Source organism: Streptomyces pseudogriseolus, from assembly GCA_002154585.1.
GTDB lineage: Bacteria > Actinomycetota > Actinomycetes > Streptomycetales > Streptomycetaceae > Streptomyces > Streptomyces pseudogriseolus.
Window position 1 is genome coordinate 1 of record MUNG01000203.1, and the last position, 26417, is coordinate 26417.

Sequence of the window (26417 nt, forward strand, 5' to 3'; positions counted from 1 at the left end):
GGGGAACGCGGCCGCCGGGGCGAGGGGCCGGCGCGGCCGGGACCGGCTGCGCGGCCGGCTCCGGGTAGGCCGCCGGCTGCGGGAACTGCTGCGGCACGGGCTGCGGTTCCGGCTGCGGCTGGGGCACGGGCGCCGGCTGCGGCACCACGGGCTGCGGCACCGGCTGGGGCGCGGGCTGCGGCCGGGGCGCCTCCTGCGGTGCGGGCAGCGGCTCCGGCTGGGGCAGGCCTGCCGCGGCCGGCGCCGGCATCCCGCCGCCCGCGCCCACCGCCGGGGCGGACGCGGCGGCGGGGAGCGGCATGCCGGCGCCGGCGGCCTGGGCGAGGCCGCGCGTCCCGGCCCCGTTGGTCTCGCTCACCAGGCGGTCCACCGCCGCCGTGCCCGAGCTGTAGGCGGTCCCTGAGGCCTGCCCGGGCACGGCGGCTCCCCTCCTGGACGTCCCGTAGAGCACCTGTTCCAGGCCGGTCACCAGGCGACGGACGTCGACCTGGGGGCGCACCACCAGACGCAGGAAGCGGCTGGACGAGCCGATCTTGTTGCCGCACTCACGCACCAGGATCCGGTGCTCGGTGAGCAGCCGGTCACGGACCACGGTGCCCTCGGCGCCCACGGGCAGCCGCACGAAGAGGAAGTTGCCCTGGGAGGGGTAGACCGTGAGGCCGGGCAGGGAGGAGAGCTGCCCGGACATGTCCATCCGGTCGCGGCGCACCTGGTGCAGGCTCTGCGCGTACTCCGCGCCGTGCTCCTTCAGCATGAACACCACGTGCTCGGCGAAGGAGTTGAGGTTCCACTTGGGCAGCATGGAGCGCACCCGCCCGGCCAGCGCCGGGTTGGCGACCAGGTAGCCGAAGCGGATGCCGTGCAGGCCGAAGTTCTTGCCGAGGCTGCGCAGCACGATGACGTTGGGGCGCAGCATCGCCTCCTGCACCACGCTCGGCTCGTTCTCGGCGTCGGCGAACTCCAGGAACGACTCGTCGATCACCACCAGGTCCAGGTCGGCCATGGCGTCCATGAACTGCACGACCGCGTGCTTGTGCAGGAAGCCGCCGTCGGGGTTGTTCGGGTTGCAGATGACGGCGACGCGGGTGCCGCGCGCCCGGATGAACTCGGCGTACTGCGCGAGGTCCAGGGCGAAGCCGCTGGACTCCTGGAGCGGGAACATGTCGACCCGCTTGCCGGTCTCCATCGGCTGGTCGGTCCAGCGGCCGAAGGTCGGCACCGGCACGGCGAGCGACTCGCGCACCAGCAGATGGTCGATCCAGGTGATCAGCTCCGTCGACCCGTTGCCCATCGCCACGCACTGCGGCGGCAGCTGCAGCAGGCTGCACAGCTCGGCGGTGATGGTGTCCGCGCTGCTCGGGTAGTACGTGACGATGTCGCGCAGCCGGGCCGCCATCTCCTCGAACATGGCGGGGGTGGGGAAGTACGGGTTGCAGGGGATGCAGAAGTCCACCGGGCCGGCCCCGTCGCTCTCCCTCGTCAGCGCCGCCATCGACGGGCTGTGCGCCGCGGTGCTGCGGAACAGCGAGGTGACGTTGTCGGCCAAGGGAACCTCCGTGTGCGGCGGGCCCGCTGGGGAGGGACGGGCCCGTCATGCCTGGGTGGCCCGCGCGGGGGAGCACGGGCCACCCAGGAGTACGGAGCGCGGCGGGGGGCCGTTCAGCACGTGTGAGGAAAATGTGAGGACGGCTCGTGATCGTGCTCACACCGAGAACGCTCACTCCGGCTGCGCGTCACCGGCACGCGGCTCACGTCCCGAAACTGTGCACCGTCGTCGTCCGGTACGTCTCGCCGGGCCGCAGCACGGTCGAGGGGAACGCCGGCTGGTTCGGCGAGTCCGGGAAGTGCTGGGTCTCCAGGCACAGCCCGTCGCCCTGCCGGTACACCCGGCCGCCGCTGCCGGCGAGGGTCCCGTCGAGGAAGTTGCCGGAGTAGAACTGAAGACCCGGCTCGTTCGTCGCGATGCGCAGGGTGCGCCCGGAGGCCGGGTCGCGGAGGGTCGCCGCGTGCTCGGGCCGGGCGGTGATGCCCTTGTCCAGCACCCAGTTGTGGTCGAAGCCCTGCCCGTACAGCAGCTGCTGGTGGGCGGTGCGGATGTCCCGGCCGACCGGCTTGGCCCGCCGGAAGTCGAACGGGGTGCCGGCGACCTTCGCGCGTTCGCCCGTGGGGATCAGGCCCGCGTCGACGGGGGTGTAGCGGGAGGCGGCGACCGACAGCTCGTGGTCCATGATGCTTCCGCTGCCCTCGCCGGCCAGGTTCCAGTAGACGTGGCTGGTGAGGTTGACGACCGTGGGCCGGTCGGTGACCGCCTCGTAGTCGACCCGCCAGTCGCCGTCCCGGGTGAGGGTGTACGTCACCTTGGTGCGCAGGGTGCCCGGGTAGCCCATCTCCCCGTCGACCGCGGTGTAGTACAGGCGCAGGCCGACGTCGGAGCCGCGGGTGAACGGCTCGACGTCCCAGACCCGCTTGTCGAAGCCCTGCGCCCCGCCGTGCAAGCTGTTGTCGCCGTCGTTGACGGAGAGCTGGTACCGGGTGCCGTCGAGCGTGAAGGTCCCCTTGCCGATGCGGTTGCCGTACCGGCCGATCAGCGCGCCGAAGTACGGGCTGGAGGCGACGTACTCCTCCAGGGTGCGCAGGCCGAGGGAGACGTTGGCGTACCGTCCGCGCCGGTCGGGCACCTCGAGCGAGTGGACGATGCCGCCGTAGGAGAGGACCCCCATCCGGGTGCCGCCGTTCTGCAGCGTCCAGCGGTCCACGCGGGTGCCGTCGGCGAGCCTGCCGAACGGCTCCCGGACCGGCCTCGCGCGCCCCGCGGACGAGGCGTGCGCCGTCCCGCCCCAGGCGGTGGCGGCCACTCCCGCCGCCGCGGCTCCCGCGATCACCGTGCGTCTGTTCAGTTCCATCAGTGCGGCTCCCTCAGAAGGAAGGGGCCCCGCCGTGCGGCGGGGCCCGGGCTGACCTACGAACCGACCTTGCGCTTGTTCCACACGTCGAAGCCGACCGCGGCCAGCAGGGCCAGGCCCTTGATGACCTGCTGCCAGTCGGTGCCGACGCTGAGGAGGTTCATGCCGTTGTTCAGCACGCCGAGGACGAGACCGCCGATGATGGCGCCGAGGACGGTGCCGACACCGCCGCTCATGGAGGCCCCGCCGATGAACGCCGAGGCGATCGCCTCGAGTTCGAAGTTGAGGCCCGCCTTCGGCGAGGCCGCGTTCAGCCGGGCGGCGACCACCAGACCGGCCAGGGCCGCGAGCATGCCCATGTTCAGGAAGACGTAGAAGGTGACCTTCTTGTCCTTCACGCCGGACAGCTTGGCCGCCGGCAGGTTGCCGCCGATGGCGTAGATGTGCCGGCCGAAGATGGAGTTGCGCATCACGTAGCTGTAGCCGACCACCAGGACGCCCAGGATCAGCAGCACGATCGGGGTGCCCTTGTAGCTGGCGAGCAGCAGGGTGACGGTGAGGATGGCCGCGGTGACCGCGACCAGCTTCAGCAGGAACAGGTTGCGCGGCAGCACGTCCAGCGAGAACGACAGCTGCCGCCTGCGGTCCCGGATCTCCTGGAGCAGCACGGCCGCGATCAGCACCAGACCGAGCAGCAGCGTGAGGTTGTGGTAGTTGGTCTCCGGGCCGACCTCCGGCAGGAACCCGATGCCGATCTTCTGCTCGCCCTTGGGGAACGGGCCGAGGGTCTGCCCCTCCAGGAAGATCTCCGTCAGTCCGCGGAAGACCAGCATGCCCGCCAGGGTCACGATGAACGACGGTATGCCGCCGTACGCGATGAGAAACCCCTGGACGGAGCCGGCGAGCGCGCCGATGGCCAGGCACAGCAGCACGGCCACCGGCCACGGCATGTCGTTCTTGACCATGAACACGGCGGCCAGCGCGCCCACGAACGCGGTCAGCGATCCCACCGACAGGTCGATGTGGCCGGCGATGATGACCAGCATCATGCCGATCGCGAGGATCAGGATGTAGCTGTTCTGCAGCACCAGGTTGGAGACGTTGCGGGGCAGCAGCAGGTCGCCGTCGGTCCACACCGCGAACAGCGCCACGATCAGGCCGAGCGCGATCAGCATGCCGTACTGCCGCATGTTGCGGCGCATGCCCTCCAGGACCAGCCCCCACAGTCCGCCGTCCGCGGTCCCGCCCCCCTTGCCGGACGGCGCCGGGGCCGGCGTCTTGGCGGTCACATCCGTGCTCATCGCGTTACCTCTTTGTCCTTCGTCATCTGGCGCATCAGCGATTCCTGCGAGGCCTCCGACCGCGAGAACTCCCCGGTCAGCCGTCCGGCGGCCATGGTGTAGACGCGGTCGCACATGCCGAGCAGCTCCGGCAGCTCGGAGGAGATGAAGACCACCGCCTTGCCCTCGGCGGCCAGCCGGTCGATGACCGTGTAGATCTCGTACTTGGCGCCCACGTCGATGCCGCGGGTGGGCTCGTCGAGGATCAGCACGTCGGGGCCCGTGAAGATCCACTTGCTGAGGACGACCTTCTGCTGGTTGCCGCCCGACAGCTTGTTCACCGGCTCGAACACGGTCGGCGCCTTGATGTTCATCGAGGTGCGGAAGGATTCGGCGACCTTCCGCTCCTCGTGCTCGTCGACCACCCCGGCCCGGGCCACCTTGCCGAGCGCGCTCAGCGAGATGTTCCGGTTGATGGTGTCGATGAGGTTGAGGCCGTAGTGCTTGCGGTCCTCGGTGACGTACGCGATGCCGTGCCGGATCGCCTCGGCGACGCTCCTGGTGCGGATCTCCTCGCCGTCCTTGACGACCGTGCCGCCCGCGTACCGCCCGTAGCTGCGCCCGAAGACGCTCATCGCCAGCTCCGTGCGGCCGGCGCCCATCAGCCCGGCGATGCCGACGATCTCCCCGCGCCGTACGTGCAGCGACACGTCGTCGACCACCTTGCGGTGCTGGTCGATGGGGTGGTGCACGGTCCAGTTGCGGATCTCCAGGGCGGGCGCCGTGCCCTCCTCCGGCTGGTGCGGGGTGCGTTCCGGGAAGCGGTTCTCCAGGTCCCGGCCGACCATGCCGCTGATGATCCGGTCCTCGGTGGTCTCCGGGGCCTTCACGTCGAGCGTCTCGATGGTCCGCCCGTCACGCAGGATGGTCACCGAGTCGGCGACCCGGCGGATCTCGTTCAGCTTGTGCGAGATGATGATCGAGGTGATGCCCTGCTTCTTCAGCTCCAGGATCAGGTCCAGGAGCTTGCCGCTGTCCTCGTCGTTCAGCGCCGCGGTCGGCTCGTCGAGGATCAGCAGCTTCACCTTCTTCGACAGCGCCTTCGCGATCTCCACCAGCTGCTGCTTGCCGACGCCGATGTCGGCGACCCGGGTCTCCGGGTGGTCGTCCAGCCCCACCCGGCGCAGCACCTCGGTGGCGTGCCTCAGCGTCTCGTTCCAGTTGATGAACCCGCGCGTGGCGTGTTCGTTGCCGAGGAAGATGTTCTCCGCGAGGGAGAGGTACGGCACCAGCGCCAGCTCCTGGTGGATGATGACGATGCCGCGCTGCTCGCTCGCCCGGATGTCCTTGAAGCGGCAGACCTCCCCCTCGAAGAGGATCTCGCCCTCGTAGGTGCCGTGCGGATGGACGCCGGAGAGCACCTTCATCAGGGTCGACTTGCCGGCGCCGTTCTCCCCGCAGACGGCGTGGACCTCGCCCTGCCGGACGGTCAGGTTGACGTCCGACAGCGCCTTGACGCCGGGAAAGGTCTTGACGATCGAGCGCATGTCCAGGACGGGTCCCGCCATGGTCGTGCCTTCCAATCCGTGTGGTCCGGCGGTTACTTGAGGTCGCTTTCCTTGTAGAAGCCGGAGTCGACGAGGGCTTCCTTGTAGTTGTCCTTGGTCACCGCGACCGGCTCGAGCAGGTAGGCCGGCACCACCTTGGAGCCGTTGTCGTACGTCTTGGTGTCGTTGACCTCGGGCTTCTTGTCGTTGAGCAGCGCCTCGACCATGTTCGCGGAGACCTTGGCGAGTTCGCGGAGGTCCTTGTAGACGGTCATCGACTGGTCGCCGGCGATGATCGACTTCACCGAGGCGACCTCGGCGTCCTGGCCGGTGACGACCGGCAGCGGCTTGCTCGCGGTGCCGTAGCCGTCCGACTTCAGCGCCGAGATGATGCCGATGGAGATGCCGTCGTACGGCGAGAGCACCGCGTCGACCCTGGCGCTCTTGTACGACTTGGTGAGGATGTCGTCCATGCGCCGCTGGGCGGTCGCGCCGTCCCAGCGCAGCGTGGTGACCTGGGTCAGCTCCGTCTGGCCGGACCTGACGACGAGCTGCTTCTTGTCGATGTACGGCTGGAGGACGTTCATCGCGCCCTGGAAGAAGTAGCGGGTGTTGTTGTCGTCGTTGGAGCCCGCGAACAGCTCGATGTTGAACGGGCCCTTCTTGCTGCCGTCCGCGAGGCCCAGCTGCTCGGCGATGTAAGTGCCCTGGAGCTCGCCGACCTTCTCGTTGTCGAAGGAGGCGTAGTAGTCGACGTTCTCCGTGCCGAGGATCAGGCGGTCGTAGGAGATCACCGGGATGTCGGCGTCGGCGGCCTGCTGGAGCACGTTGTTCAGCGACTTGTTGTCGATGGCCGCCACGATCAGGGCGTCCACGCCCTGCGTGATCATGTTCTCGATCTGGGAGACCTGCTGGTCCGGCTCGTCCTCGCCGAACACCAGCTTGGTCTTGTAGCCCTTCGCCTCCAGGTTCTTGACGACGTTGTTGCCGTCGGCGATCCAGCGCTCGGAGGACTTGGTCGGCATCGCGATGCCGATGGTCGCCCCCTCGGAGCCCCCGTTGTTCTTCTCCTCGCTGCCGCCCTCGCTGTTCTGGCCGCAGGCGGTCAGGGAGAGGGCGAGGGTGACGGCGGTGGCCGTCGCGGCGAATGCGGCTCTGCGGTTACGCATGATGATCTTCCTTGATCGTCGGGCCAGTCGGGCCAGTCGGGCTGAGCGGGCGACTCGGTCGAGTCGGTGGTGCCGTGTGCGACGCGGTGACGGGACAGGCGCCGGAGGGGCTGTCGTCCCCGGGAACCGGCCATCGGGTGTGTGGGATTGTGCGCGGCTGTGTCCACTTCTGTGAAGCCGCGTTTCCGGAACGTTATGACGGGATGTCGAACCGGCGCAGCGTGCCCGGCAGCCGCGAACCGAGCGGCGCCATACCGCCGTCGGCGCCGTGCCGTGCCAGCAGGTCCAGCGTCAGCCGGCCGCGCCGCACCCGCTCCTTCGCCGTGGCCAGGGCGACCTCCCGCAGGTGGTGGCCGTACGGGTAGATGCCGGGCGCCTTGGCCAGCCCGAACTTCAGGTACACCGGGGCGCCGCGCCGGATCAGCTCGGCCACCTCGTACATCCGCACATAACCGCCCAGGTCGTCGGGCGCCTCGATGTACATGTCCATCGGCGCCGCCGACACCCGCCGGATCTCCGTGAGATGGGCGAGCGTCAGGTCGCTGGGCACGTTGATGGAGTCCGCGCCGAGCTGCTCGTGCACCGCGAACGAGGTGGGGTTGACCGGCCCGACGAGCGCGGACACCTTCAGCGTGGTGTCCGCCGGGAGGATGCCCGCCGCGCGCGCCCGGTGCAGCGTCCACAGCACGCCCTCGTCGGCCACCAGCAGGCATCTGACGCCCAGTTCGGTCGCGCGCACCGCGTCCTCGACACAGCCGGCCACCGCGTCGAGACCGCGGGCGCGCAGCCCCGCGCCGTGCGAGTCGGTGCGGACCGAGCCGCCGATGTCCCAGGTGCCGCGCGGGCCGGTGAACAGGCACAGCTCGATGTCCCGTTCGGCGGTCGCCTCGACCATCTCGGTGATCTCGGCGTCGGTCAGCATCCACACGCCGCTGCCCTGGCTGATCCGGTGCACCGGCACGTCGAGGCGGGAGGCCTCCTTCAGCACCACCGCCAGCGCCTCGGGCCCCTCGCACGAGGGGACCTCGGTGCGCCAGCGGCCACCGCCGGGAAAGGAGTGCGGTGAGGCGTCGGCGGGGTCGAGGGCGGGCGCGGCCAGGCCGAGCGCGGTGAGCGCCTGCTCACCGGGCCTGCGGGGCGCCGTGACGGAAGCGTCGGTCACTGGGTGTCCTTCGGTGTTCGATATGTCGGACGTGGTTCGCGCTCCGCGGCGCGGGCCGGCCGGGTCCGGGCGGAACGGAAGACGGAGCGGGTGTGGAGGGGGGCGGGCCCGGGGCGCGCCGGTACGGGGCCGTTGGCGTGTCCCCGTACCGGCGCGGGCTCAGGGACGCAGCAGGACCTTGCCCACCTTCGGGTCGCCGGACCCCACCAGCTCGATGGCGTCGGGGAACGCGGTGAGCGGGACTTCGTGGGTGACCAGCGGCAGCGGGTCGAGCAGCCCGGCCGCGAACATCCGCGCCGTGTGCGCCCAGGCGTCCGGCGGCGCGCCGAACACGGTGTGCACCTCCAGCTGCCGCACCACCAGGTCGGTCGGGTCGAGCCCGTCCGCGCCCGGCGCCGGGATGCCGGTGAGCACGAGACGCCCGCCGCGCCGGAGCAGCCCGGCCGCGGTACGGGCCGCGTCGGCGGACCCGGCCGTCTCGATCACCACGTCGACGTCGTCCGGCAGGGGCTGGTCCTTGGTGCGGAAGCCGGTGGCGCCGAACCGCCGGGACAGCTCGGCCCGGTCCGGGCGCGTGCCCACCACCAGCAGCTCGGCGGGCGAGGCGGCCTTGAGGAACTGCACCGCGAACATCCCCAGAGTGCCGGTGCCGACCACGGCGACCCGCTCGCCGGGCACCGCGCGCGCCTTGAGCGCGGCGGCGGCGATGCACGCGGCCGGCTCCAGCAGCGCCGCCGCCGTCAGGTCGGCGTCGTCCGGCAGTACGTGCAGCAGCCGGGCGGGCAGGGTCAGCGTGGGGGCCATGGCGCCCGGCTGGGTGAAGCCGGTCTCCTCGTAGCCCGCCGTGCACAGCGTGGTCTCGCCGGCGTGACAGCGGTCGCACACCTGGCAGTTGCGAAAGCCCTCGCCGACCACCTTGCGTCCGGCCAGGCTCCCGGGCACCCCGGCGCCCACGGCGGCGACGGTGCCGGACCACTCGTGGCCGGGGGTGAGCGGGTAACGGACGTATCCCTCGGGGCGGTTGCCCTGGTGCACCTCGCGGTCGCTGCCGCAGATGCCGACCGCGTGGACGCGCACCAGCGCCTCACCGGGACCGGGCTCCCGCGGCTCGTGCGGCACCAGGCGGTGCCGTCCGGGCGCCTCGACGACGACGGCGACGCTCACTGCCCCGTCCCCTTCGGCCTGCGCTGCTCCCAGCCCTCGGCCCACAGGTCGAACCGGGCCTGCTGCTGCGGGAACTCGGCGGCGGCGTCCACGTCCAGCTCGACGCCCAGGCCGGGCGCGTCGGAGAGGTGGAAGCAGCCGTCCTCCGGGTCCACCACGGGCGCGCCCTTGACCACCTTCTTGATCTCCGCGTCGGCGAAGTCGTTGAAGTGCTCCAGGATCTTGAAGTTCGGGGTGGTGAAACCGACCTGGAGGGACGCGGCGGTGAGCACCGGGCCGCCGACGTTGTGCGGGGCGACCAGCATGTAGTGGCTCTCGGCGGTCGCCGCCAGCTTGCGGGTCTCCCAGATGCCCCCGATGTGGCCGACGTCGGGCTGGAGGATGTCGGCCGCCTGGTTCTCGAACAGCTCGCGGAACTCGATGCGGTCGTGGATGCGTTCACCGGTCGCGACCGGCATGTCCACCTTCGCGGCGACCTTCTGGAGCGCCTTGAGGTTCTCCGGCGGCACCGGCTCCTCCAGCCAGGCCGGCCGGAAGGGCGCCAGTTCGTGCGCGAGGCGGACGGCGGTGGCGGGGGAGAAGCGTCCGTGCATCTCCAGCATCAGCTCAGCCTCGGGACCGATCGCGTCCCGCACCGCCTCGATCAGGGAGACGGCGTACAGGGTCTGCTGATGGTCGAGTTCGAAGTGACCGGTGCCGAAGGGGTCGATCTTCAGCGCCCGGTACCCGCGCTCCATGACCGCGCGCGCCGCCTTGTGGTACGCCTCCGGGGTGCGCTCGGTGGTGTACCAGCCGTTGGCGTACGCCTTGACCTTGTCGGTGACCTTGCCGCCCAGCAGCTGCCAGACGGGGACGCCGAGCGCCTTGCCCTTGATGTCCCAGCAGGCCATTTCGACGACCGCGATGCCGGACATCACGATCTCGCCCGCGCGGCCGTAGTCGCCGTACTTCATGCGGCGGACCAGGTCCTCGACGGCGAACGGGTCGGAGCCGAGCACGTGGTTGGCCTCGGCCTCCTTCAGATAGCCCAGGAGGGCGTCGGTGTGGCCGAGCATCCTGGTCTCGCCGACCCCGGTGATTCCCTCGTCGGTGTGCACCTGGACGTACGTCAGGTTGCGCCACGGCGTCCCGACCACGTGTGTGCTGATTCCGGTGATGCGCACGGCAGTTGGCCCCTCGCTGCTGTGGTGACTGGCATAGGATGCGGCGGTTCGACACGTTCGATATTTCGTCACACGTTCGAAATGCTGGCGAGACAGTAAGGATGGCGCGGCGGGGGTGTCAATGGGTCGCGCGTGTTTCGGTTTCGGCAGTTTCGAAACCATTGCGTAAGGGTCCGCACCAAACCTTCACAGCAAGCCCTAGGAACCGGGCCGGAGCGGAACCTAACCTTCCCGCGTCATGGACTTTTGTCACCCGTGCCGACGGCACCTCAACGGCGCTCTGGCCTGCCCTGGTTGCGGCACGCCCGTGGAGACGCTGCGCGCCCGTCAGCAGGCCGCGCCCGACGGCGGCTCGCCCCCGGGGACCGGCACGGGTGACGGGTACGGCGACGGGTACGACGGCGACGGCGGCGGCTCCGGGGGCGACGACCCCGATGCGCGCGAGGACCCGGCGGCGGACGCGGCGCCCCGCGGACGGCGTGCGGACCGGCGCCGGCGCGGACGGGCGCCGGAGGCCGCGCCGCCGCCGGAGGACGAGGACCCGGGCGCCGGGCAGAGCCGCCGGGACCGGAAGGCGGCCGCCCACCGCCGCCGGCGCAACCGCACCCTGCTGATCGTCGCGGGTTTCGTCCTCGCGGCCGGCGGACTGAGCCTGGCGGAACTGGGGTTGGACGCGCCCGGCTCCGACCCGCGTCCGGCGGTGGCGGGCGAGGAGTCGGTCGACGGAGGGTCGGAGGAGGTCGAGCCGAGCGCGTCGGCGACCGGGAGCGGCCCGGGCGCGGGGAAGCCGGGCGCGTCCCCCAGTGCCGGGGCGTCGGACTCCGCTTCGGCGTCCGCGTCCGCCCCCGAGGACAAGGAGTCGGGGGAGGCGGACAAGGAGTCGGCCGGGGCGACCGCCTCGTCGGCCCCCGCCGGGACGGCCACGGCCGGCGAGCCGACGACCGAGCAGCCCCCGCAGGATCCCCCGGAGACGGACGCTCCCGACCCGGACCCGACCACGGAAGCGCCCGAACCGGAACCCGAGCCGACGAAGACGTGCGAGCGGTTCCTGTGGTGGTGCACCTGAGAAGCGGGCTCGGCCCCCGCTGACCTGAGCGGCCCGCCCGCCACGCCGACGGTCCGGCCTCAGCGCGTCACCCGGCGTCCCCCAGCATCCGCCGCAGCGCGTCCCGCAGTGCGACCCTCTCCTGGTCGGACAGCCCCGCGAGCGGCTCGCGGGCGAACCGCAGCGACTCCTGGAGGCCGCGCGCCACCCGCCGCCCCTCGTCCGTCGCCGCCGCCAGCTTCACCCGGCGGTCCGCCGGGTCCGGGCGGCGCTCCACCAGGCCGCGGGCCTCCAGCCGGTCCACGATGCCGGTGACGTTCGACGGCTCGCACTTCAGCCGCTGCGCCAGCCTCCGCATGGGCAGCGGCTCCAGGCTGAGCAGACTCAGCAGCCGCGCCTGCGCGCCGGTCAGCGCGTGCCCGGCGGCGGCCTCCTCGTACTCCTCGTGGTAGCGCGCCACCACCTCGCCGATCAGCTCGACGACCTCCAGGGTGAGAGCGTCGGGACGGCGGGACGCGGTACGGGGTGTGGCCATGCCCGCCAGGGTACCCATCTGCTTGACATCCTGAAATATTCAGCCGCATGGTTGTTTCAGGTGCTGAAGTATTCGAGGAAAGGCGCTCTTCATGTCCGACACCCCCACGCCCCCCGCCACCGCCCGTGAGTGGCACCTGCTGAGCCGGCCCGTCGGCCGGCCCGAGCCGGAGAACTTCGCGCTGGTCGAGGCAGAGGTCCGCACCCCGGGCGAGGGCCAGGTGCTGGTGCGCAACGAGTACCTCTCCGTCGACCCGTACATGCGCGGCCGGATGAGCGCCGCCAAGTCCTACGTCGCCCCCTACGAGCTGGGCAAGGCCATGCAGGGCGGTGCCGTCGGCGAGGTCGTCGCGTCCAACGCCGAGGGGATCTCCGCCGGCGACCGCGTGCTGCACTTCCTCGGCTGGCGTGAGTACGCCGTCGTGGACGCGAAGAGCGCCGTCAAGGTGGACCCGTCCGCCGTGCCGCTGTCGGCGTACCTGGGCGTGCTCGGCATGACCGGCCTCACCGCCTACGCGGGCCTGCTGCGCACCGCCTCCTTCAAGGAGGGCGACTCCGTCTTCGTGTCCGGCGCGGCCGGCGCGGTCGGCAGCCAGGTCGGCCAGATCGCCAAGCTCAAGGGCGCCTCCCGGGTGATCGGCTCCGCCGGCTCCGACGAGAAGGTCAAGCTCCTCACCGAGGAGTACGGCTTCGACGCCGCGTTCAACTACAAGAACGGCCCCGTGAGCGAGCAGCTGCGCGCGGCCGCCCCCGACGGCGTCGACGTGTACTTCGACAACGTGGGCGGCGACCACCTGGAGGCGGCCATCGGCTCCCTGAACCGGGACGGCCGCATCGCCGTCTGCGGCGCGATCTCCGTCTACAACAACACCGAGCCCGCGCCCGGCCCGAAGAACCTCGCCCGCCTCATCCAGACCCGCGGCCGCATCGAGGGCTTCCTCGTCGGCGACCACTACGACCTCCAGCCGCAGTTCGTGGAGGAGGTCGGCGCCTGGATCCGCTCGGGCGAGCTGAAGTACCGCGAGACGGTCGTCGAGGGCATCGAGAACAACCTGGAGGCCTTCCTGGGCGTCCTGCGCGGCGACAACACCGGAAAGATGATCGTCAAGCTCTGACGGGAGAGCTCCTGACGACAGGTCTCCCTCAGCCCTCTTGGACCGCACCCGGCCGCACGAACCGTGCCGCCGGGTGCGGTTCCTTTTCGCGCGGGCGTCTCAGGCCGGGCCCTGACGGTCCCGCCGGCCGCCGTCCTCCGGGCGGTCGCCGGTGTCCCGCTGGTGGCCGCGGCGGGCGTCGCGGTCGAAGATGCCGAGGATCTCGCACGGGCCGCCCTCCGCCCCGATCGCGTGCGGCGTCATGGTGGGGAACTCGGCGGCCTGGTTGGTCTCGACGCGGTAGCGGCGGTGGCCCAGCATCAGGACCGCGGTGCCGGAGAGCACGACCAGCCACTCCCGGCCGGGGTGGGCGCGCATCCGGGCGGGACGGTCGGGCGGGGGAGCGGTCAGCCGCTGGCGCACCACGCTCATCCCGGGGTCGCCCTTCACGGGCCAGCGCATCAGGCCGTGGACGCCGTCGACCATCGGGCTGACGACGACGTCGTCGCCGGCGCTCTCCACGAGCTGGTCCAAGGTGGTGTCCAGGGCGCGGGCGAGGACGACGAGCTGGTCCAGGGCGAGCCGGCGCTGCCCGTTCTCGATCCGGCTCAGCGACGACTGGCTGAGGCCGGCCCGGGTCGCCAGCTCCTCCAGGGACCACCCCTGCGCGACCCGCAGTGCACGGATCCGTTTGCGTACGAGGCCGTCCAGTCCGCCGTCTTCTTGCGTCATAGGCAACATCGTATGCCCTTGCCGCAATACCCGCTTAGCGTCGTGGCAGAGCGGGGCGGTGGCCGGAGCGCCGGCCGTCCCGCGTCGTCCCTCGTCGGCGGCCGGCCCGTTCCGGCGTCGATCCCGCACGCCCTTCTCCGGAGGAGAACATGAGCAGCGACCAGCCCTTCCGGGCGGCGGACGCGCCAGAGAGCGGCGCCGGCACGCCGGACGCGCGACAGCTCCGCGCCGTCCTGGCCGCCGTGTCGATCGCGCTGATGGCCGTCGTCGCGTCGGTGTCCGGCCTGAACGTCGCCCAGACCCACATGGCCGTCGAATGGGGCGCCTCCCAGACGACCGTCCTGTGGATCGTCAACGTCTACACCCTCGCCCTGGCCGCCCTGCTGCTGCCGCTCGGCGCGGTCGGCGACCGCCTGGGCCGCAGACCCGTGCTGATCGCGGGGCTGGTCCTGTTCGGCGCGGCCGGCGTGGTGGCGGCGTTCGCCCCGTCGGCCGCCGTGATGATCGGCGCCCGGGTGGCCGCCGGCACCGGCGCCGCGATGATCATGCCGATCACTCTGGCCGTGATCACCTCCACGTTCCCGGAGAAGGAGCGCGGCAAGGCGATCGGCGTGTGGACCGGGGTGGCCGGAGGCGGCGGCATCCTCGGCATGTTCCTCTCCGCGCTCCTCGTGGACGTCGCCGACTGGCGGTGGCTGTTCGCGCTGCCCGTGGCGCTGGCGGCCGTGGCCCTGGTGGCGACCGTGCGGTCGGTGCCCGACTCCCGTGAACGCGCCGCCTCCTCCTTCGACACGTCGGGCGCGCTGCTGTCCGCCGTCGCCGTGGTCGGCCTGATCTTCGTCCTCCAGGAAGGCCCCGAGCGGGGCTGGACCGCCCCCGGGACGCTCACCGGTCTCGCGGCCGGACTGGCCGCGGCCGTCGCCTTCGTGGCCTGGGAGCTGCGCCGGGGTGACACCGCGCTGCTGGACGTACGCCTGTTCCGCGAGCGGGGGCTCGCCGGCGGCTCCCTGACGCTGCTCGTCGTGTTCGGGGTCCAGGCCGGTGTCGCCGTCGTCCTCTTCCCGTTCTTCCAGGCCGTGCTGGGCTGGTCGGGCCTGCTGTCCACGGCGGCGATGATGCCCATGGCCGTCGTCATGATGGCGACGTCCGGACTGGCCCCCAAGGCGGCCGCCGTGATCGGCGCCCGGTCCACGACGACGGCGGGCATCGCGCTGTCCGCCCTCGGACTCGCGCTGATGGCCCTGTTCGTCTCCGTCGACGGCGGCTACCTGTCCGTGCTGCCCGGCACGATCGCCATGGGCGCGGGCATGGGCCTGTCGATGACGCCCTCCACCGAGGCGATCACCGCCTCCCTGCCCCGCGCACGGCAGGGCGTTGCCTCGGCCCTCAACGACATCACCCGGGAGTTCGGCACGGCGCTGGGCGTCGCGCTGCTCGGCGCGCTCGTGGCCGGCGGCTACCGGGCCGCCGTCGACGACCGGCTCGACGGCGTCCCCCGGGAGGCCGCGGACACCGCCCGGGAGGGCATCGCCAACGCCGTCGAGGTGGCCCCGAGCACCGGCGGCCACGCCTCGGCCCTGGTGCACGCCGCCCAGGAGTCCTTCGTCGAGGGCTGGCAGCGGGCCATGTGGGCGGGCGTCGCCGTCATGGCCGTCCTGCTGGTCGTCGTCGCCCTGCGCGGACCGGACGGCCCGCGCAGGGCCACCGCGGACGGGGAGGAGGCCGCCGAGGCCACCCTCACCCCGTGACGCCCGCCCGGCCGGGGTCGTTGCGTACGGCGAGGGCCGCACCCTTGGACGTGGGGTGCGGCCCCGTCCCGCCGGCCGGGGTCCCGCTACAGTCCTCCCATGCGCGATCTCGGGGCGGGTTTCCGGTACTTGCTGAAGGGCCAGCGGTGGGTGGGCCGGCACGGCCGGGCCTACGGGTTCGGGCTGCTGCCCGGACTGATCACCCTGGTGCTGTACGCGGCCGCCCTGGTCGCCCTCGCCCTGTGGGGCCCCGACCTGATCGGCTGGGCGACGCCGTTCGCCGACGACTGGGCCGACCCCTGGGCGGGCCTGTTCCGCGGCTTCCTCACCGCCGTGCTGTTCGCCCTCGCCCTGCTGCTGAGCGTGCTCACCTTCACCGCGGCGACCCTGCTCGTCGGGCAGCCCTTCTACGAGAGCCTCTCCGAGCGGGTCGACCGGGACGTCTCGCCCGACGGCACCGCGCCCGAGTCGGACCTGCCGCTGTGGCGGGAGCTGTGGATCTCCGCCCGCGACAGCCTGCGCGTCCTCGTGCGGGCCACCGTGTGGGCGGTGCTGCTGTTCGCGCTCGGGTTCGTCCCGGTCGCCGGGCAGACCGTCGTCCCGGTGATCGGCTTCTTCGTCACCGGCTTCTTCCTCACCGAGGAGCTGACCGCCGTCGCCCTCCAGCGGCGCGGCGTCGAGGTGCGCGAGCGCCTCGCGCTGCTGCGCTCCCGCAAGACGCTCGTGTGGGGCTTCGGCACGCCTCTCGCGGTGGCGTTCCTCGTGCCGTTCGTCGCGGTGTTCCTGATGCCCGGCGCGGTCGCCGGAGCCACCCTCATGGCACGCGACCTGAGGGGCGAGGCCACCGAGGACACCGAGGACACCGCGGACGGCGACACCGCCGGGCAGCGGCAGGAGGGCGTCGGCGCGTGACCGAGGTCCTCGCCGTCGCCGCGATCACCGTCCTCGCGGTGATCGCCCCCGGCGCCGACTTCGCCATGGTGGTCCGCAACAGCTACCTGTACGGCCGCCGTACGGGGCTGCTGGGCGCCGCCGGGGTGGCCGCCGGGGTCCTGGTCCACGTCACGTACACCATGCTCGGCGTGGGGCTGCTGATCGCCTCCTCCGCCTTTCTGTTCACGGTCGTCAAAATGACCGGCGCGGCCTACCTCGTGTACATCGGCGTGCGCACCTTCCGCACCCGCGCCGAGGTCACCGTCGACCTGGAGCACCGCGCCGGACTGACCCCGCTCGCCGCGCTGCGCACCGGGTTCCTGACCAACGTCCTCAACCCCAAGACCACGCTGTTCGTCGTCTCGACGTTCGCGCAGGTCGTCGGCCCCGGCACCCCGCTGCTCCGGCAGGCGGGCTACGGCCTGTTCATGTCGTTCGCCCACCTGCTGTGGTTCGCCGCCGTCGCGCTGTTCTTCTCCCACGACCGGATGCGCGGCCTGATGCTGCGCGGCCAGCGGGTCCTGAACAAGGTGATCGGGACCGCGCTGGCCGGCCTCGGCGTCAGTCTCGCGCTCGCTCCGACGCACTGACCGCGACGGACACGATCGCGCGCACCTGGGCGACGATGTCCAGCCGGTTGCGCACGAACTGCGGGTCGGTCACCTCCGTGGTGTTGCCCGCCCCGAACTCCAGCACCGGCGTGTGCACATGGCCGCCCGGCAGCGTGTCGTGCAGCCCGAGCCGGTCGCGCAGCAGCGTCGCCCGGTAGGCGATCTCGTTGGACAGGTAGTCGCCGCCGCCCCCGGCGCGGGCCGTCGAGCCCGGGGTCGGCCCGTCCGGCCGTACGACGGGCTCCGTGCCCCCCGCCGGGATCTCCGTCACGCTCGTGTTGTCGTACACCGGGAACCGTCCGGTCTCCGCCGCCGTGATCGCCGCGTACGGCAGTGTCGTCGACGTCCACTGCGGCTGGGAGGCGGGGTCGGACACCGGCACGATCTCCGGGGTGCCGGTGTTCTCGTTGTCGCCGAAGCCGCCCCGCCAGGCGCCGTTGGTCCGCTCGACGTCGATCCGGCCCACCCGGCCCTGGCTGACCGTGGTGAACAGGTCGACCTCCGGCAGGTGCGGCCGCAGCGCCCGCTCCACCGTGCCGTCCGTGAAGTCCCGCCAGCGCACCGGGAACACGGCCGTCTCGACGCGCGCCGGGCCGCTCGCCGTCTCGATCACCGTGCCGTCCAGGGCCAGCGCGACCGCCCCCGACGGGTTGGAGATCCGGATGTCCCGGTCCAGCGTGAACGGGTCGAACCCGGTCACCAGCACCCGCTTCAGGCCCTTGCCGTGCGGATACCGGATCGCCGTCTGCCCGCGCGAGGTCCGCTCCAGCGTGTCGAGCAGCTTCGCCCGCCGCGCCTCGTCCAGACCGAACCGCGGCTCCCAGCCGCGCAGTTCACGCGTCATGCCGAGCCGCGCCCAGTACAGCGGCCGGTCGTCGTCCCGGCTCAGGTCGCCGACGGCCGGGCCCCGGCCCTGCACCCGGTCCACGGCTCTGCGCCACAGCGCCGAGCCCTCCCGCTCGACGACCCGCCGCGCCTGCGCGTAGGAGCGGGCCCGGTCCAGGGCACGCGCGAAGGCGGGCGCGACCGTGTCGAAGCCGGAGCGGCGGAGTATCTCCTGCGGCGCGGCCCGGTCGAGGCGCAGCTCCTCGACGGTCGGCGGGGCGGCGGAACCCGGGGCCGCCGGTCCTGCGGCGGTCGCGGTCGTGGGGGCGGACAGGGCGGTCAGCAGGGCCAGACCGAGCACACCGGTGCGCACACGGGGTGAGATCACAGGAGGGGGCCTTCCGTCGTCGTGGGGTACGGGTGGATGCCGGAAGCCCGCAGTATCGCCCGGCCGGCGTGGATCACACCACGGTGCGCGGCACACCGTCCGAGGGGCGTCCGGCCGCGAGGGGACACCCCGTGGCCGGATGTGAAGGGTTCGTACGTAATTCGCCGCGGGCCCCGGATCCCCGGCCGCCGGAGTGGTTCAGCGGTTAACGTCGGGTCCCGGTGGGGTAGCCCATGAACAGCCCCGGCCCGGGACCCTGACCCCGGACCGGGGCTCATGTGCGTCATGAGGGCCCCGCGCGGAGGCCGCCCGCCCGCTACCGCACGGAGAAGCCGTACACCGTCTCCGAGCGGAACACCTCGCCCGGCCGCAGCACCGTGCTCGGGAACTCCGGACGGTTCGGCGAGTCCGGGAAGTGCTGCGTCTCCAGCGCGATGCCCGCGCCCGGCTCGAACGGCTCCCCGATGTGGTCCGCCGTGTACACCTGGATGCCCGGCTCGGTGGTCGCCACCGACAGCACCCGGCCCGACGCGGGGTCGTACAGCTCGGCCACCTCCTCGGGCGCCGCCGTCACCCCCTTGTCCAGCACGAAGTTGTCGTCGTAGCCGCCGCCCGCCTTGCGCGCCTCGCGCAGGTCCCACCGGGTGCCGGAGACGTCCGCGAGCTCGCCCGTGGGGATCAGCTCCGCGTCGGACGGCGTCCAGCGGGACGCCGCCACCCGCAGCTCGTGCCCGCCCGCCGTGCCGGAACCGGCCAGGTTCCAGTACGTGTGGTTCGTCAGGTTCACGTGCGTCGGGGCGTCCGTGACCGCCTCGTACGCGAGGTGCAGCGCGCCCCGCTCGTCCAGCGTGCAGGTCACCGCGACCTCCAGCCGGCCCGGGAAGCCCTCCTCGCCGTCCTCCGCGACCAGCGACAGCCGCAGCCCGTGCGCCACCTCGGTGACGTCCCAGACGCGCTTGTCGAAGCCCCGCTCACCGCCGTGCAGCGAGTTCGGCCCGTCGTTCGGCGCGAGGACGTGCTCGACGCCGTCCAGAGTGAAGCGCGCGCCGCCGATCCGGTTGGCGTACCGGCCGATCAGGGCGCCCAGGAAGGGCTCCGGACGCGCGAGATAGCCGTCCAGGCCGTCGAACCCCAGCACCACGTTCCCGGTCCGCCCGTCCCGGTCCGGCACCTCGACGTCCTGCACGATCCCGCCGTACGACAGGATGCGTACCCGTACGCCCGCCCGCTCCAGGGTCCACCGGTGCACCGGCGTGCCGTCGGAAAGTGTGCCGATGAGTTCGTTCATGTGCGAAACAATAGGTCACGGCCCCGGCGCCGTGACCGTCCGGTACGCGATCTCGGCCAGCTCGGCCTGACCCTCGACGCTCGGGTGGAACCAGTCCCAGCGGCTCAGCTGCGCCGTGCCGAACCGGTACGCGTACACCTCGCCGTCGTCCGTGCGGCACCGGCGGTCCTCGGCGCACACCTCGCGCAGCACCTCGTTGTAGTCCTCCACCCGCTGCTGCACCGCCGCCCGCCGCTCGACCGCCGCCGTGTCCATCGCGTCCGCGTCGCCCAGCATCGACGGGCAGATGCCCAGCTTCCAGATCTGCTTGCCCAGCGCGTTGGTCCGCCCCTGCGACCACAGCCGCTTCAGGTCGGGCACGCTCGCCACGTACACCTGCGCCTTCGGCAGCCCCTCGCGCAGCGTGCGCAGCGCCGCCTCGAAGTCCGCGCGGAACTCGGCCACCGGCGTCATCGCCGAGACGCTCTCCCGGCAGGCGTCGTTCGCCCCCGCCATCACCGCCACCAGCTCCGGACGGCGCCGGACCGCCCGCGCCATCTGCTCCGGCAGGTCCTCCATCCGGGCGCCGGTCTCCGCGTAGTTCCAGCTCCGCCCGGCCGCCCCGGCCCGCCCCAGCAGCCGTACGGCCAGACTGTCGACCTCCTCGCTGTCACCCGTGGCCCACGACACCTCCGGACAGTCCGTCAGCACCGCGCACGCGTCGAACCCCCGGGTGATGGAGTCGCCCACCGCGGCCACCGAGCCGGGCCGGGTGTCCCACAGTGGCGTCGGCCTCGGCGAAGGCGTCCTCGAAGCGGCCGCGCCGGGCTCCTGACCGCCGCCCGCGTCGCAGCCCGCCACGCCGAACGCGACGGCCGCCACCACGGCGAGCACGGCCCGCGCACGGCGCCCCCGCCTCCGCGTCGCCTGAGCCATCCGCCGCCTCCCCGAGCGTCCCACCACGTCCGTGCCGTCCCCCAACCCATAACAACGCACGGGAGTTCCCGCTCCTCCGAGTGGCCCGTCCGGAATGAACCCCGGCGCCCGCACAGACGTCCTGCCGGGTGAACGGCACGACTTTCCCGCCACCGGGACGGACGGTACGTCACACTCCTTGCCCCGTCGCACGGTAGCCTCGCCCTCAACGCGGCCCGCCGGGCCGTGACCGCACCGCCCGATCGAAGACGACCCGCTCAGCCCGGAGGTTCCGGTGACGACTCGTGGAGTTCTGTACGTGCACTCCGCGCCGCGCGCGCTGTGCCCGCACGTCGAGTGGGCCGTCGCCGGGGTGCTCGGCACGCGCGTCAGCCTGGACTGGATCCGCCAGCCGGCCGCCCCCGGCACCTGGCGCTCGGAGTTCTCCTGGCAGGGTCAGGCCGGCACCGCCTCCAAGCTCGCCTCCGCGCTGCGCGGCTGGCAGATGCTGCGGTTCGAGGTCACCTCCGAGCCGTGCCCCACCGCCGAGGGCGAGCGTTACAGCTGCACCCCCGACCTCGGCATCTTCCACGCCGTCACCGGCATCCACGGCGACATCCTCATCCCCGAGGACCGCCTGCGCGCCGCCCTGGTCCGCTCCCGCACGGAGGACACCGACCTGGAGTCGGAGATCGCCAAGCTCCTCGGCAAGCCCTGGGACGACGAACTCGAACCCTTCCGCTACGCGGGCGAGGGCGCCCCGGTCCGCTGGCTCCACCAGGTGGTCTAGGGACGCCTCGCAGGGACGCGCCCCATAGGGGCGCGGGGAACTGCGCGCCCAGCCCTTACAACGGGAAAGGGGCCCACCTCCCAGAGGTGAACCCCTTCCGAAAACCGCCCGAGAGGGCGATCAAACCGTTCGGAACGCCAGCACCACGTTGTGCCCCCCGAACCCGAACGAGTCGTTCAGCGCGGCGATCCGCCCGTCCACGGGCAGCTTCCGCGCCTCCCCGCGCACGACGTCCGCGTTCGCCTCGGCCTCGGGGTCCAGGTTCTCCACGTTGATCGTCGGCGGAGCCACCCGGTGGTACAGCGCCAGCACGGTCGCCACCGACTCCACACCGCCGGCGCCGCCCAGCAGATGCCCGGTCATCGACTTCGTCGCGGAGACCGCCATGTGGTCCGCGTCGTCCCCGAACACCTTCCGCAGCGCCTTCAGTTCGGCGATGTCACCGGCCGGCGTCGACGTCGCGTGCGCGTTGACGTGCACGATCTCCGCCGGGTCCAGGTCCGTGCGGTCCAGCAGGTTCTGCAGGGCGTGCGAGATGCCCCGCCCCTCCGGCTCCGGCTGCACGATGTCGTGCGCGTCGGCCGAGATGCCCTGGCCGACCGCCTCCGCGTAGACGCGGGCGCCGCGCGCGGCGGCGTGCTCGGCGGACTCCAGGACGATCACACCCGCGCCCTCGCCGAGGACGAAGCCGTCCCGGGCGACGTCGTAGGGGCGCGAGGCGCCCTGCGGGTCGTCGTTGTTCTTGGACATCGCCATCATGTTGCCGAACGCGGCGATCGGCAGCGGGTGGATCGCCGCCTCCGTGCCGCCCGCGACGACCACGTCGGCGCGCCCGGTGCGGATCATCTCGATGGCGTAGCCGATGGCCTCCGCGCCCGAGGCGCACGCGGACACCGGGGTGTGCACCCCCGCGCGGGCGCCGACCGCGAGACCGACGTTCGCGGACGGGCCGTTCGGCATCAGCATGGGGACGGTGTGCGGGGAGACGCGGCGGACGCCCTTCTCCTTCAGCACGTCGTACTGGTCCAGCAGGGTCGTCACGCCGCCGATGCCGGAGGCGATCACCGCGCCCAGCCGGTCGGGGTCGACGTTCGGGTCCTCGCCGGCCTTCGCCTCGAACCCGGCGTCCGCCCAGGCCTCCTTGGCCGCGACCAGCGCGAACTGCGCCGAGCGGTCCAGGCGGCGGGCCTGCGGCCGGGGGATGACCTCGGTGGGCTCCACGGCCACCGGGGCCGCGATGCGGACCGCCTGCTCGGCGGCCCACTCCTGCTCCAGGGGCTTCACGCCGGAACGTCCGGCGACGAGGCCCTCCCAGGTAGAGGCCGCGTCGCCACCCAGCGGTGTGGTTGCGCCGATACCGGTGACGACCACGGTGCGATTGGTCGAGCTCATCGGAATTCTTTCTCCAACGATTGACGAGAATGCGTACGGCGCCACCGCCGGGTGGCGGGGCCGGGGGCTCCCGGCCCTGGCGGGGCTCACGCCCCGCGCGGCTCAGGCCTGGTGCTTGAGGATGTAGTCGGTCGCGTCGCCGACGGTCTTGAGGTTCTTGACGTCGTCGTCCGGGATCTTGACGTCGAAGCGCTCTTCGGCGGCGACGACGACCTCGACCATGGACAGCGAGTCGACGTCCAGGTCGTCGGTGAAGGACTTGTCCAGCTGGACGTCCTCAACCGGGATGCCGGCGATCTCGTTCACGATCTCCGCGAGACCGGCGACGATCTCTTCCTGAGTGGCGGCCATGATGGCGCTCCTTCGTTGTGATTCCAGAGGGTGTGGCGGTGTTTCCTCCTGTACCGGATGCATGATCCGGCACGGAGTGCCTAGGGGAGGGTAACGACAGTCGCGGCGTACACGAGACCCGCCCCGAAGCCGATGACGAGCGCGGTGTCGCCGCTCTTCGCCTCGCCGGTCGCCAGGAGCCGCTCCATCGCGAGCGGGATCGAGGCGGCCGAGGTGTTGCCGGTGGTGCGGATGTCACGGGCGACCGTGACGTGCTCCGGCAGTTTCAGGGTCTTCACCATCGAGTCGATGATCCGCACGTTGGCCTGGTGCGGGATGAAGACGTCCAGGTCGTCCGCGCTGATCCCGGCCGCGTCCAGCGCCTGCTGGGCGACCTTCGCCATCTCGAACACGGCCCAGCGGAACACCGCCTGGCCTTCCTGGGTGATCGCGGGGAACTTGATGTTGCCCTGGCTGTCCAGGGGAAGCTCGGAGACGTCGCCGATCCTGAAGCGGTCCCAGGGGACGGTCTGCTTGATCGTCTCGGACTTGTCGCCCTCGGAGCCCCACACGGTCGGGCCGATGGCCGGCTCCTGCGAGGGGCCGACGACCACGGCGCCCGCGCCGTCGCCGAACAGGAAGGCCGTCGCACGGTCCTCCAGGTCGGTCAGGTCGCTCAGCCGCTCCACGCCGATCACCAGGACGTACTCGGCGGACCCCTCGACGATCATGCCCTTGGCGAGGGTCAGGCCGTAGCCGAAGCCCGCGCAGCCGGCGGAGATGTCGAACGCGGCGGCCTTCTCCGTGCCCAGCTTGTCGGCGATCTCGGTCGCGACGGCAGGGGTCTGCGAGAAGTGCGACACGGTCGACACGACGACGGCGCCGATCTGCGAGGCGTCGATCCCGGCGTCCGCGATCGCCTTGCCGGACGCCTCGATCGACATCGCGGCGACGGTCTCCTCGGGGGAGGCCCAGTGCCGGGTCTCGATGCCGGAGCGGGAGCGGATCCACTCGTCGGACGAGTCGATCGTCTCGAGGATCACCTCGTTCGGCACGACCCGGGTGGGACGGTAGCCGCCCACGCCGAGGATGCGCGCGTACGGGGCGCCCTTGCTGGGCTTGATCTTCGCCATGCGGGTCGGCTCCTTAAGGGCGTCAGGCGGCGTGCTCGGCGATGAGCTCGCGGGCCGCGTCGAGGTCGGCGGGGGTCTTCAAGGCCAGCGTCCTGACACCGGGCAGGGCACGCTTGGCCAGGCCGGTCAGGGTGCCGCCGGGGCAGAGCTCCAGGAGGGCCGTGACGCCGAGCTCCTTGAAGGTGTCCATGCACAGGTCCCAGCGGACCGGGTTGGCGACCTGGCCCACCAGGCGCTCCAGCACCTCGGCGCCGGACGTGACCGCCTTGCCGTCCTTGTTCGACACGTAGGCGACCTTCGGGTCGGCGGGCGTGAGGGCCTCGGCGGCCTCCGCCAGCGCGTCGACGGCCGGACCCATGTGGTGGGTGTGGAAGGCGCCGGCGACCTTGAGCGCGACGACCCGTCGGACGCCGTCGGGCTTGTCGGACTCCAGCGCGGCGAGCTGCTCCGTGGTGCCGGCCGCGACGATCTGGCCCGCGCCGTTGATGTTCGCCGGGGTCAGGCCGAGCTTCTCCAGGTGCGCCACGGTCGTCTCGGGGTCGCCCCCGAGCAGCGCCGCCATCCCGGTCTCGGTGACCGCGGCGGCGTCGGCCATGGCCAGGCCCCGCTTGCGGACCAGGGCGAGGGCGGCGTCGTCGTCGAGGACGCCGGCGAGGGCGGCGGCGGTGATCTCGCCGACGCTGTGACCGGCGACCGCGCCGGGGGTGATGTCACCCAGTGCCGAGGCGGACAGCAGCCCGGCCGCGACCAGCAGCGGCTGCGCGACGGCCGTGTCGCGGATCGCGTCCGCGTCGGCCTTGGTGCCGTAGTGGGCGAGGTCGAGGCCGATGGCGTCCGACCACGCGGCGACGCGGTCGGCGGCACCGGGGAGGTCGAGCCATTCGGTCAGGAAGCCGGGCGCCTGGGCGCCCTGGCCGGGAGCGACGAGTACGAGCACTCTCACACTCTCTCTTGCGTACGGGCGCGGCGGCCCGTGGGGACAAGGACGAAGAACCGGAGGGGGTTTTGTCGACCCCCGACAAAAAGCTAGCTCTGGAGATCACCATCGGCCAGACGCCCCAGGATCAGCGCGATCCGCAGGGTGAACGCCGAGCGTACATCGGAGGGTGACCAGCCGGTGACGTCTGTCACACGTCGGAGCCGGTAACGAACGGTGTTGGGGTGAACGAACAGCATCCGCGCCGCGCCTTCCAGGCTGCTCGCCTGCTCGAGATACACGCTGAGCGTCTCCAGCAGCGCCGCGCCGGCCTCCTCGAGCGGTCTGTAGATCTCCTCCACCAACTGCTCACGCGCCGAGGGGTCCCCGGCGATCGCGCGCTCCGGCAGCAGATCGTCCGCCAGCACCGGGCGCGGGGCGTCCTGCCAGGCGGAACACGCCTTGAGTCCCGCGGCGGCGGCCTGCGCGGACCGGGTCGCGGCCAGCAGGTCCGGCACCACGGGTCCGGCCACGACGGGACCGGCCGCGTACGGGCCGATCAGCGACTTCGCGACGGCCAGCGGGTTGTCGCTGCCGCCCGCGATGACGACGAGCCGGTCGCCGAGCACCCCGGTCAGCACCTGGAGCTTGGCGTGCCGGGCGGCCCGCCGGATGGCCTCCACGGTCAGCTCGGAGTCCCCGTCGGGGGCGGTGCCCAGCACCACGCACACATGCTCCGGGGAGTTCCAGCCGAGCGCGGCGGCCCGCGAGACGGCCCCCTCGTCCGCCTCCCCGCTGAGCACCGCGTTCACCACCAGCGACTCCAGACGCGCGTCCCAGGCACCGCGTGCCTCGGCGGCCTGGGCGTACACCTGGGCGGTGGCGAACGCGATCTCCCGCGCGTAGACGAGGAGCGCCTCGCGCAGCACGCTCTCGTCGCCGGGGGCCGCCACCTCGTCGATGGCGGACTCCATCACCTCGATCGTGGTGCGCACCATCTCCACGGTCTGCCGCAGCGTGATGGCCCGGGTCAGCTCGCGCGGCGCGGTGCCGAAGACGTCGGTGGAGATGGCCTGCGGGGCGTCGGGGTGCCGGAACCACTCGGTGAAGGCGGCGATGCCCGCCTGGGCGACCAGGCCGATCCAGGAACGGTTCTCCGGCGGCATGGCCCGGTACCAGGGCAGCGTCTCGTCCATGCGTGCGATGGCCTGGGCGGCGAGCGAGCCGGACGACTGCTCCAGCCGCTTCAGCGTCGCGGTGTGCGGATGGGCGGGGCGCGCGTCGGGTCGGGGCGTACTGGTCTCTGGTTCGGGCACGGGACAAGACTGCCTCATCCGGACGGCGGGCCGTGCTCCGGGTCGCGCCGACCCCCGGGC

At 72.2% G+C, this 26417-nt stretch carries 24 protein-coding genes; 6 read left to right on the top strand and 18 right to left on the bottom strand.

Annotated features, from left to right (window positions below; translation table 11 throughout):
- From CCN29_RS19145 to CCN29_RS19180, 8 genes are all read right to left on the bottom strand, one after another.
- Nucleotides 1-1546, bottom strand: a 1546-nt coding sequence (locus CCN29_RS19145; protein ID WP_442538412.1) for a pyridoxal phosphate-dependent aminotransferase, incomplete at its 3' end; no start/stop codon positions are given.
- Nucleotides 1547-1748: 202 nt separating this feature from the next.
- Nucleotides 1749-2903 carry an aldose epimerase family protein gene (locus tag CCN29_RS19150; RefSeq protein ID WP_086683306.1) on the bottom strand — a complete coding sequence of 385 codons (1155 nt, stop codon included), beginning with the start codon at nt 2901-2903 and terminating at the stop codon, nt 1749-1751.
- A gap of 56 nt (nt 2904-2959) precedes the next feature.
- A complete protein-coding gene (mmsB, locus tag CCN29_RS19155) occupies nt 2960-4204 on the bottom strand; it encodes a multiple monosaccharide ABC transporter permease (protein ID WP_086683309.1) in 1245 nt (414 codons plus the stop codon).
- Entirely contained in the window at nt 4201-5751 is a 1551-nt protein-coding gene (mmsA, locus tag CCN29_RS19160; RefSeq protein ID WP_006134772.1) for a multiple monosaccharide ABC transporter ATP-binding protein, read from the bottom strand. Before mmsA ends, mmsB begins: the two co-directional genes overlap by 4 nt.
- 32 nt (nt 5752-5783) lie before the next feature.
- Nucleotides 5784-6899, bottom strand: coding sequence for a multiple monosaccharide ABC transporter substrate-binding protein (chvE, locus tag CCN29_RS19165; protein ID WP_006134773.1), 1116 nt, complete (start codon nt 6897-6899; stop codon nt 5784-5786).
- A gap of 193 nt (nt 6900-7092) precedes the next feature.
- Nucleotides 7093-8061 carry a hypothetical protein gene (locus tag CCN29_RS19170; RefSeq protein ID WP_086683312.1) on the bottom strand — a complete coding sequence of 323 codons (969 nt, stop codon included), beginning with the start codon at nt 8059-8061 and terminating at the stop codon, nt 7093-7095.
- 159 nt (nt 8062-8220) lie between these two features.
- Nucleotides 8221-9225, bottom strand: a complete 1005-nt coding sequence (locus tag CCN29_RS19175) for a zinc-dependent alcohol dehydrogenase (RefSeq protein ID WP_086683314.1) — start codon at nt 9223-9225, stop codon at nt 8221-8223.
- Nucleotides 9222-10388 (bottom strand): mandelate racemase/muconate lactonizing enzyme family protein, encoded by a 1167-nt coding sequence (locus CCN29_RS19180; RefSeq protein ID WP_086683317.1) that lies wholly within the window; start codon nt 10386-10388, stop codon nt 9222-9224. The genes CCN29_RS19175 and CCN29_RS19180 overlap by 4 nt, the downstream gene beginning before the upstream one ends.
- Before the next feature lie 238 nt (nt 10389-10626).
- Here CCN29_RS19180 and CCN29_RS19185 point away from each other — a divergent pair, with 238 nt between their 5' ends.
- Nucleotides 10627-11454, top strand: a complete 828-nt coding sequence (locus tag CCN29_RS19185; RefSeq protein WP_086683320.1) for an SCO2400 family protein — start codon at nt 10627-10629, stop codon at nt 11452-11454.
- Between the two features lie 67 nt (nt 11455-11521).
- Here the strand turns inward: CCN29_RS19185 and CCN29_RS19190 are convergent, their stop codons facing one another.
- Entirely contained in the window at nt 11522-11968 is a 447-nt protein-coding gene (locus CCN29_RS19190) for a MarR family winged helix-turn-helix transcriptional regulator (RefSeq protein ID WP_031018729.1), read from the bottom strand.
- Nucleotides 11969-12059: 91 nt separating this feature from the next.
- Between CCN29_RS19190 and CCN29_RS19195 the strand changes: the two genes are divergently transcribed.
- Nucleotides 12060-13082: an NADP-dependent oxidoreductase gene (locus CCN29_RS19195; protein WP_006134779.1), complete on the top strand. Its 1023-nt coding sequence runs from the start codon at nt 12060-12062 to the stop codon at nt 13080-13082.
- 99 nt (nt 13083-13181) lie between these two features.
- On the opposite strand, the gene CCN29_RS19200 is transcribed toward CCN29_RS19195, so the two are convergent.
- Nucleotides 13182-13793 (bottom strand): helix-turn-helix domain-containing protein, encoded by a 612-nt coding sequence (locus CCN29_RS19200; RefSeq protein ID WP_006134780.1) that lies wholly within the window; start codon nt 13791-13793, stop codon nt 13182-13184.
- A gap of 149 nt (nt 13794-13942) precedes the next feature.
- Here CCN29_RS19200 and CCN29_RS19205 point away from each other — a divergent pair, with 149 nt between their 5' ends.
- The 3 genes from CCN29_RS19205 to CCN29_RS19215 all read left to right on the top strand — a co-directional run bounded on the left by CCN29_RS19205 (nt 13943) and on the right by CCN29_RS19215 (nt 17064).
- Nucleotides 13943-15541, top strand: coding sequence for an MFS transporter (locus CCN29_RS19205; protein ID WP_086683323.1), 1599 nt, complete (start codon nt 13943-13945; stop codon nt 15539-15541).
- 99 nt (nt 15542-15640) lie between these two features.
- Nucleotides 15641-16453, top strand: coding sequence for an EI24 domain-containing protein (locus CCN29_RS19210; RefSeq protein ID WP_086683326.1), 813 nt, complete (start codon nt 15641-15643; stop codon nt 16451-16453).
- Nucleotides 16450-17064, top strand: a complete 615-nt coding sequence (locus CCN29_RS19215) for a LysE family transporter (RefSeq protein WP_086683329.1) — start codon at nt 16450-16452, stop codon at nt 17062-17064. Before CCN29_RS19210 ends, CCN29_RS19215 begins: the two co-directional genes overlap by 4 nt.
- Here CCN29_RS19215 and CCN29_RS19220 read toward each other — a convergent pair.
- The 3 genes from CCN29_RS19220 to CCN29_RS19230 all read right to left on the bottom strand — a co-directional run bounded on the left by CCN29_RS19220 (nt 17036) and on the right by CCN29_RS19230 (nt 20501).
- Nucleotides 17036-18298, bottom strand: a complete 1263-nt coding sequence (locus tag CCN29_RS19220) for a pyroglutamyl-peptidase I (RefSeq protein WP_086683332.1) — start codon at nt 18296-18298, stop codon at nt 17036-17038. The genes CCN29_RS19215 and CCN29_RS19220 overlap by 29 nt on opposite strands.
- A gap of 316 nt (nt 18299-18614) precedes the next feature.
- Nucleotides 18615-19586 carry an aldose epimerase family protein gene (locus tag CCN29_RS19225; RefSeq protein WP_086683336.1) on the bottom strand — a complete coding sequence of 324 codons (972 nt, stop codon included), beginning with the start codon at nt 19584-19586 and terminating at the stop codon, nt 18615-18617.
- Nucleotides 19587-19601: 15 nt separating this feature from the next.
- A complete protein-coding gene (locus tag CCN29_RS19230; RefSeq protein WP_086683339.1) occupies nt 19602-20501 on the bottom strand; it encodes an SGNH/GDSL hydrolase family protein in 900 nt (299 codons plus the stop codon).
- Nucleotides 20502-20775: 274 nt separating this feature from the next.
- On the opposite strand from CCN29_RS19230, the gene CCN29_RS19235 reads away from it, so the two are divergent.
- On the top strand, nt 20776-21270 hold the full coding sequence (locus tag CCN29_RS19235) for a DUF3145 domain-containing protein (RefSeq protein ID WP_006134787.1): 495 nt from the start codon (nt 20776-20778) through the stop codon (nt 21268-21270).
- A gap of 120 nt (nt 21271-21390) precedes the next feature.
- Here CCN29_RS19235 and fabF read toward each other — a convergent pair whose 3' ends face one another.
- The 5 genes from fabF to fasR all read right to left on the bottom strand — a co-directional run bounded on the left by fabF (nt 21391) and on the right by fasR (nt 26357).
- Nucleotides 21391-22662, bottom strand: a complete 1272-nt coding sequence (gene fabF / locus CCN29_RS19240; RefSeq protein WP_006134788.1) for a beta-ketoacyl-ACP synthase II — start codon at nt 22660-22662, stop codon at nt 21391-21393.
- 102 nt (nt 22663-22764) lie between these two features.
- Nucleotides 22765-23013 (bottom strand): acyl carrier protein, encoded by a 249-nt coding sequence (locus CCN29_RS19245; protein ID WP_004931691.1) that lies wholly within the window; start codon nt 23011-23013, stop codon nt 22765-22767.
- 80 nt (nt 23014-23093) lie between these two features.
- Complete coding sequence (locus CCN29_RS19250) at nt 23094-24125, bottom strand: ketoacyl-ACP synthase III (protein WP_006134789.1); 1032 nt, start codon at nt 24123-24125, stop codon at nt 23094-23096.
- 22 nt (nt 24126-24147) lie between these two features.
- Nucleotides 24148-25062: an ACP S-malonyltransferase gene (locus tag CCN29_RS19255; protein ID WP_006134790.1), complete on the bottom strand. Its 915-nt coding sequence runs from the start codon at nt 25060-25062 to the stop codon at nt 24148-24150.
- 89 nt (nt 25063-25151) lie between these two features.
- Nucleotides 25152-26357, bottom strand: coding sequence for a fatty acid biosynthesis transcriptional regulator FasR (gene fasR, locus CCN29_RS19260; protein ID WP_031018714.1), 1206 nt, complete (start codon nt 26355-26357; stop codon nt 25152-25154).
- Nucleotides 26358-26417: the final 60 nt, after the last annotated feature.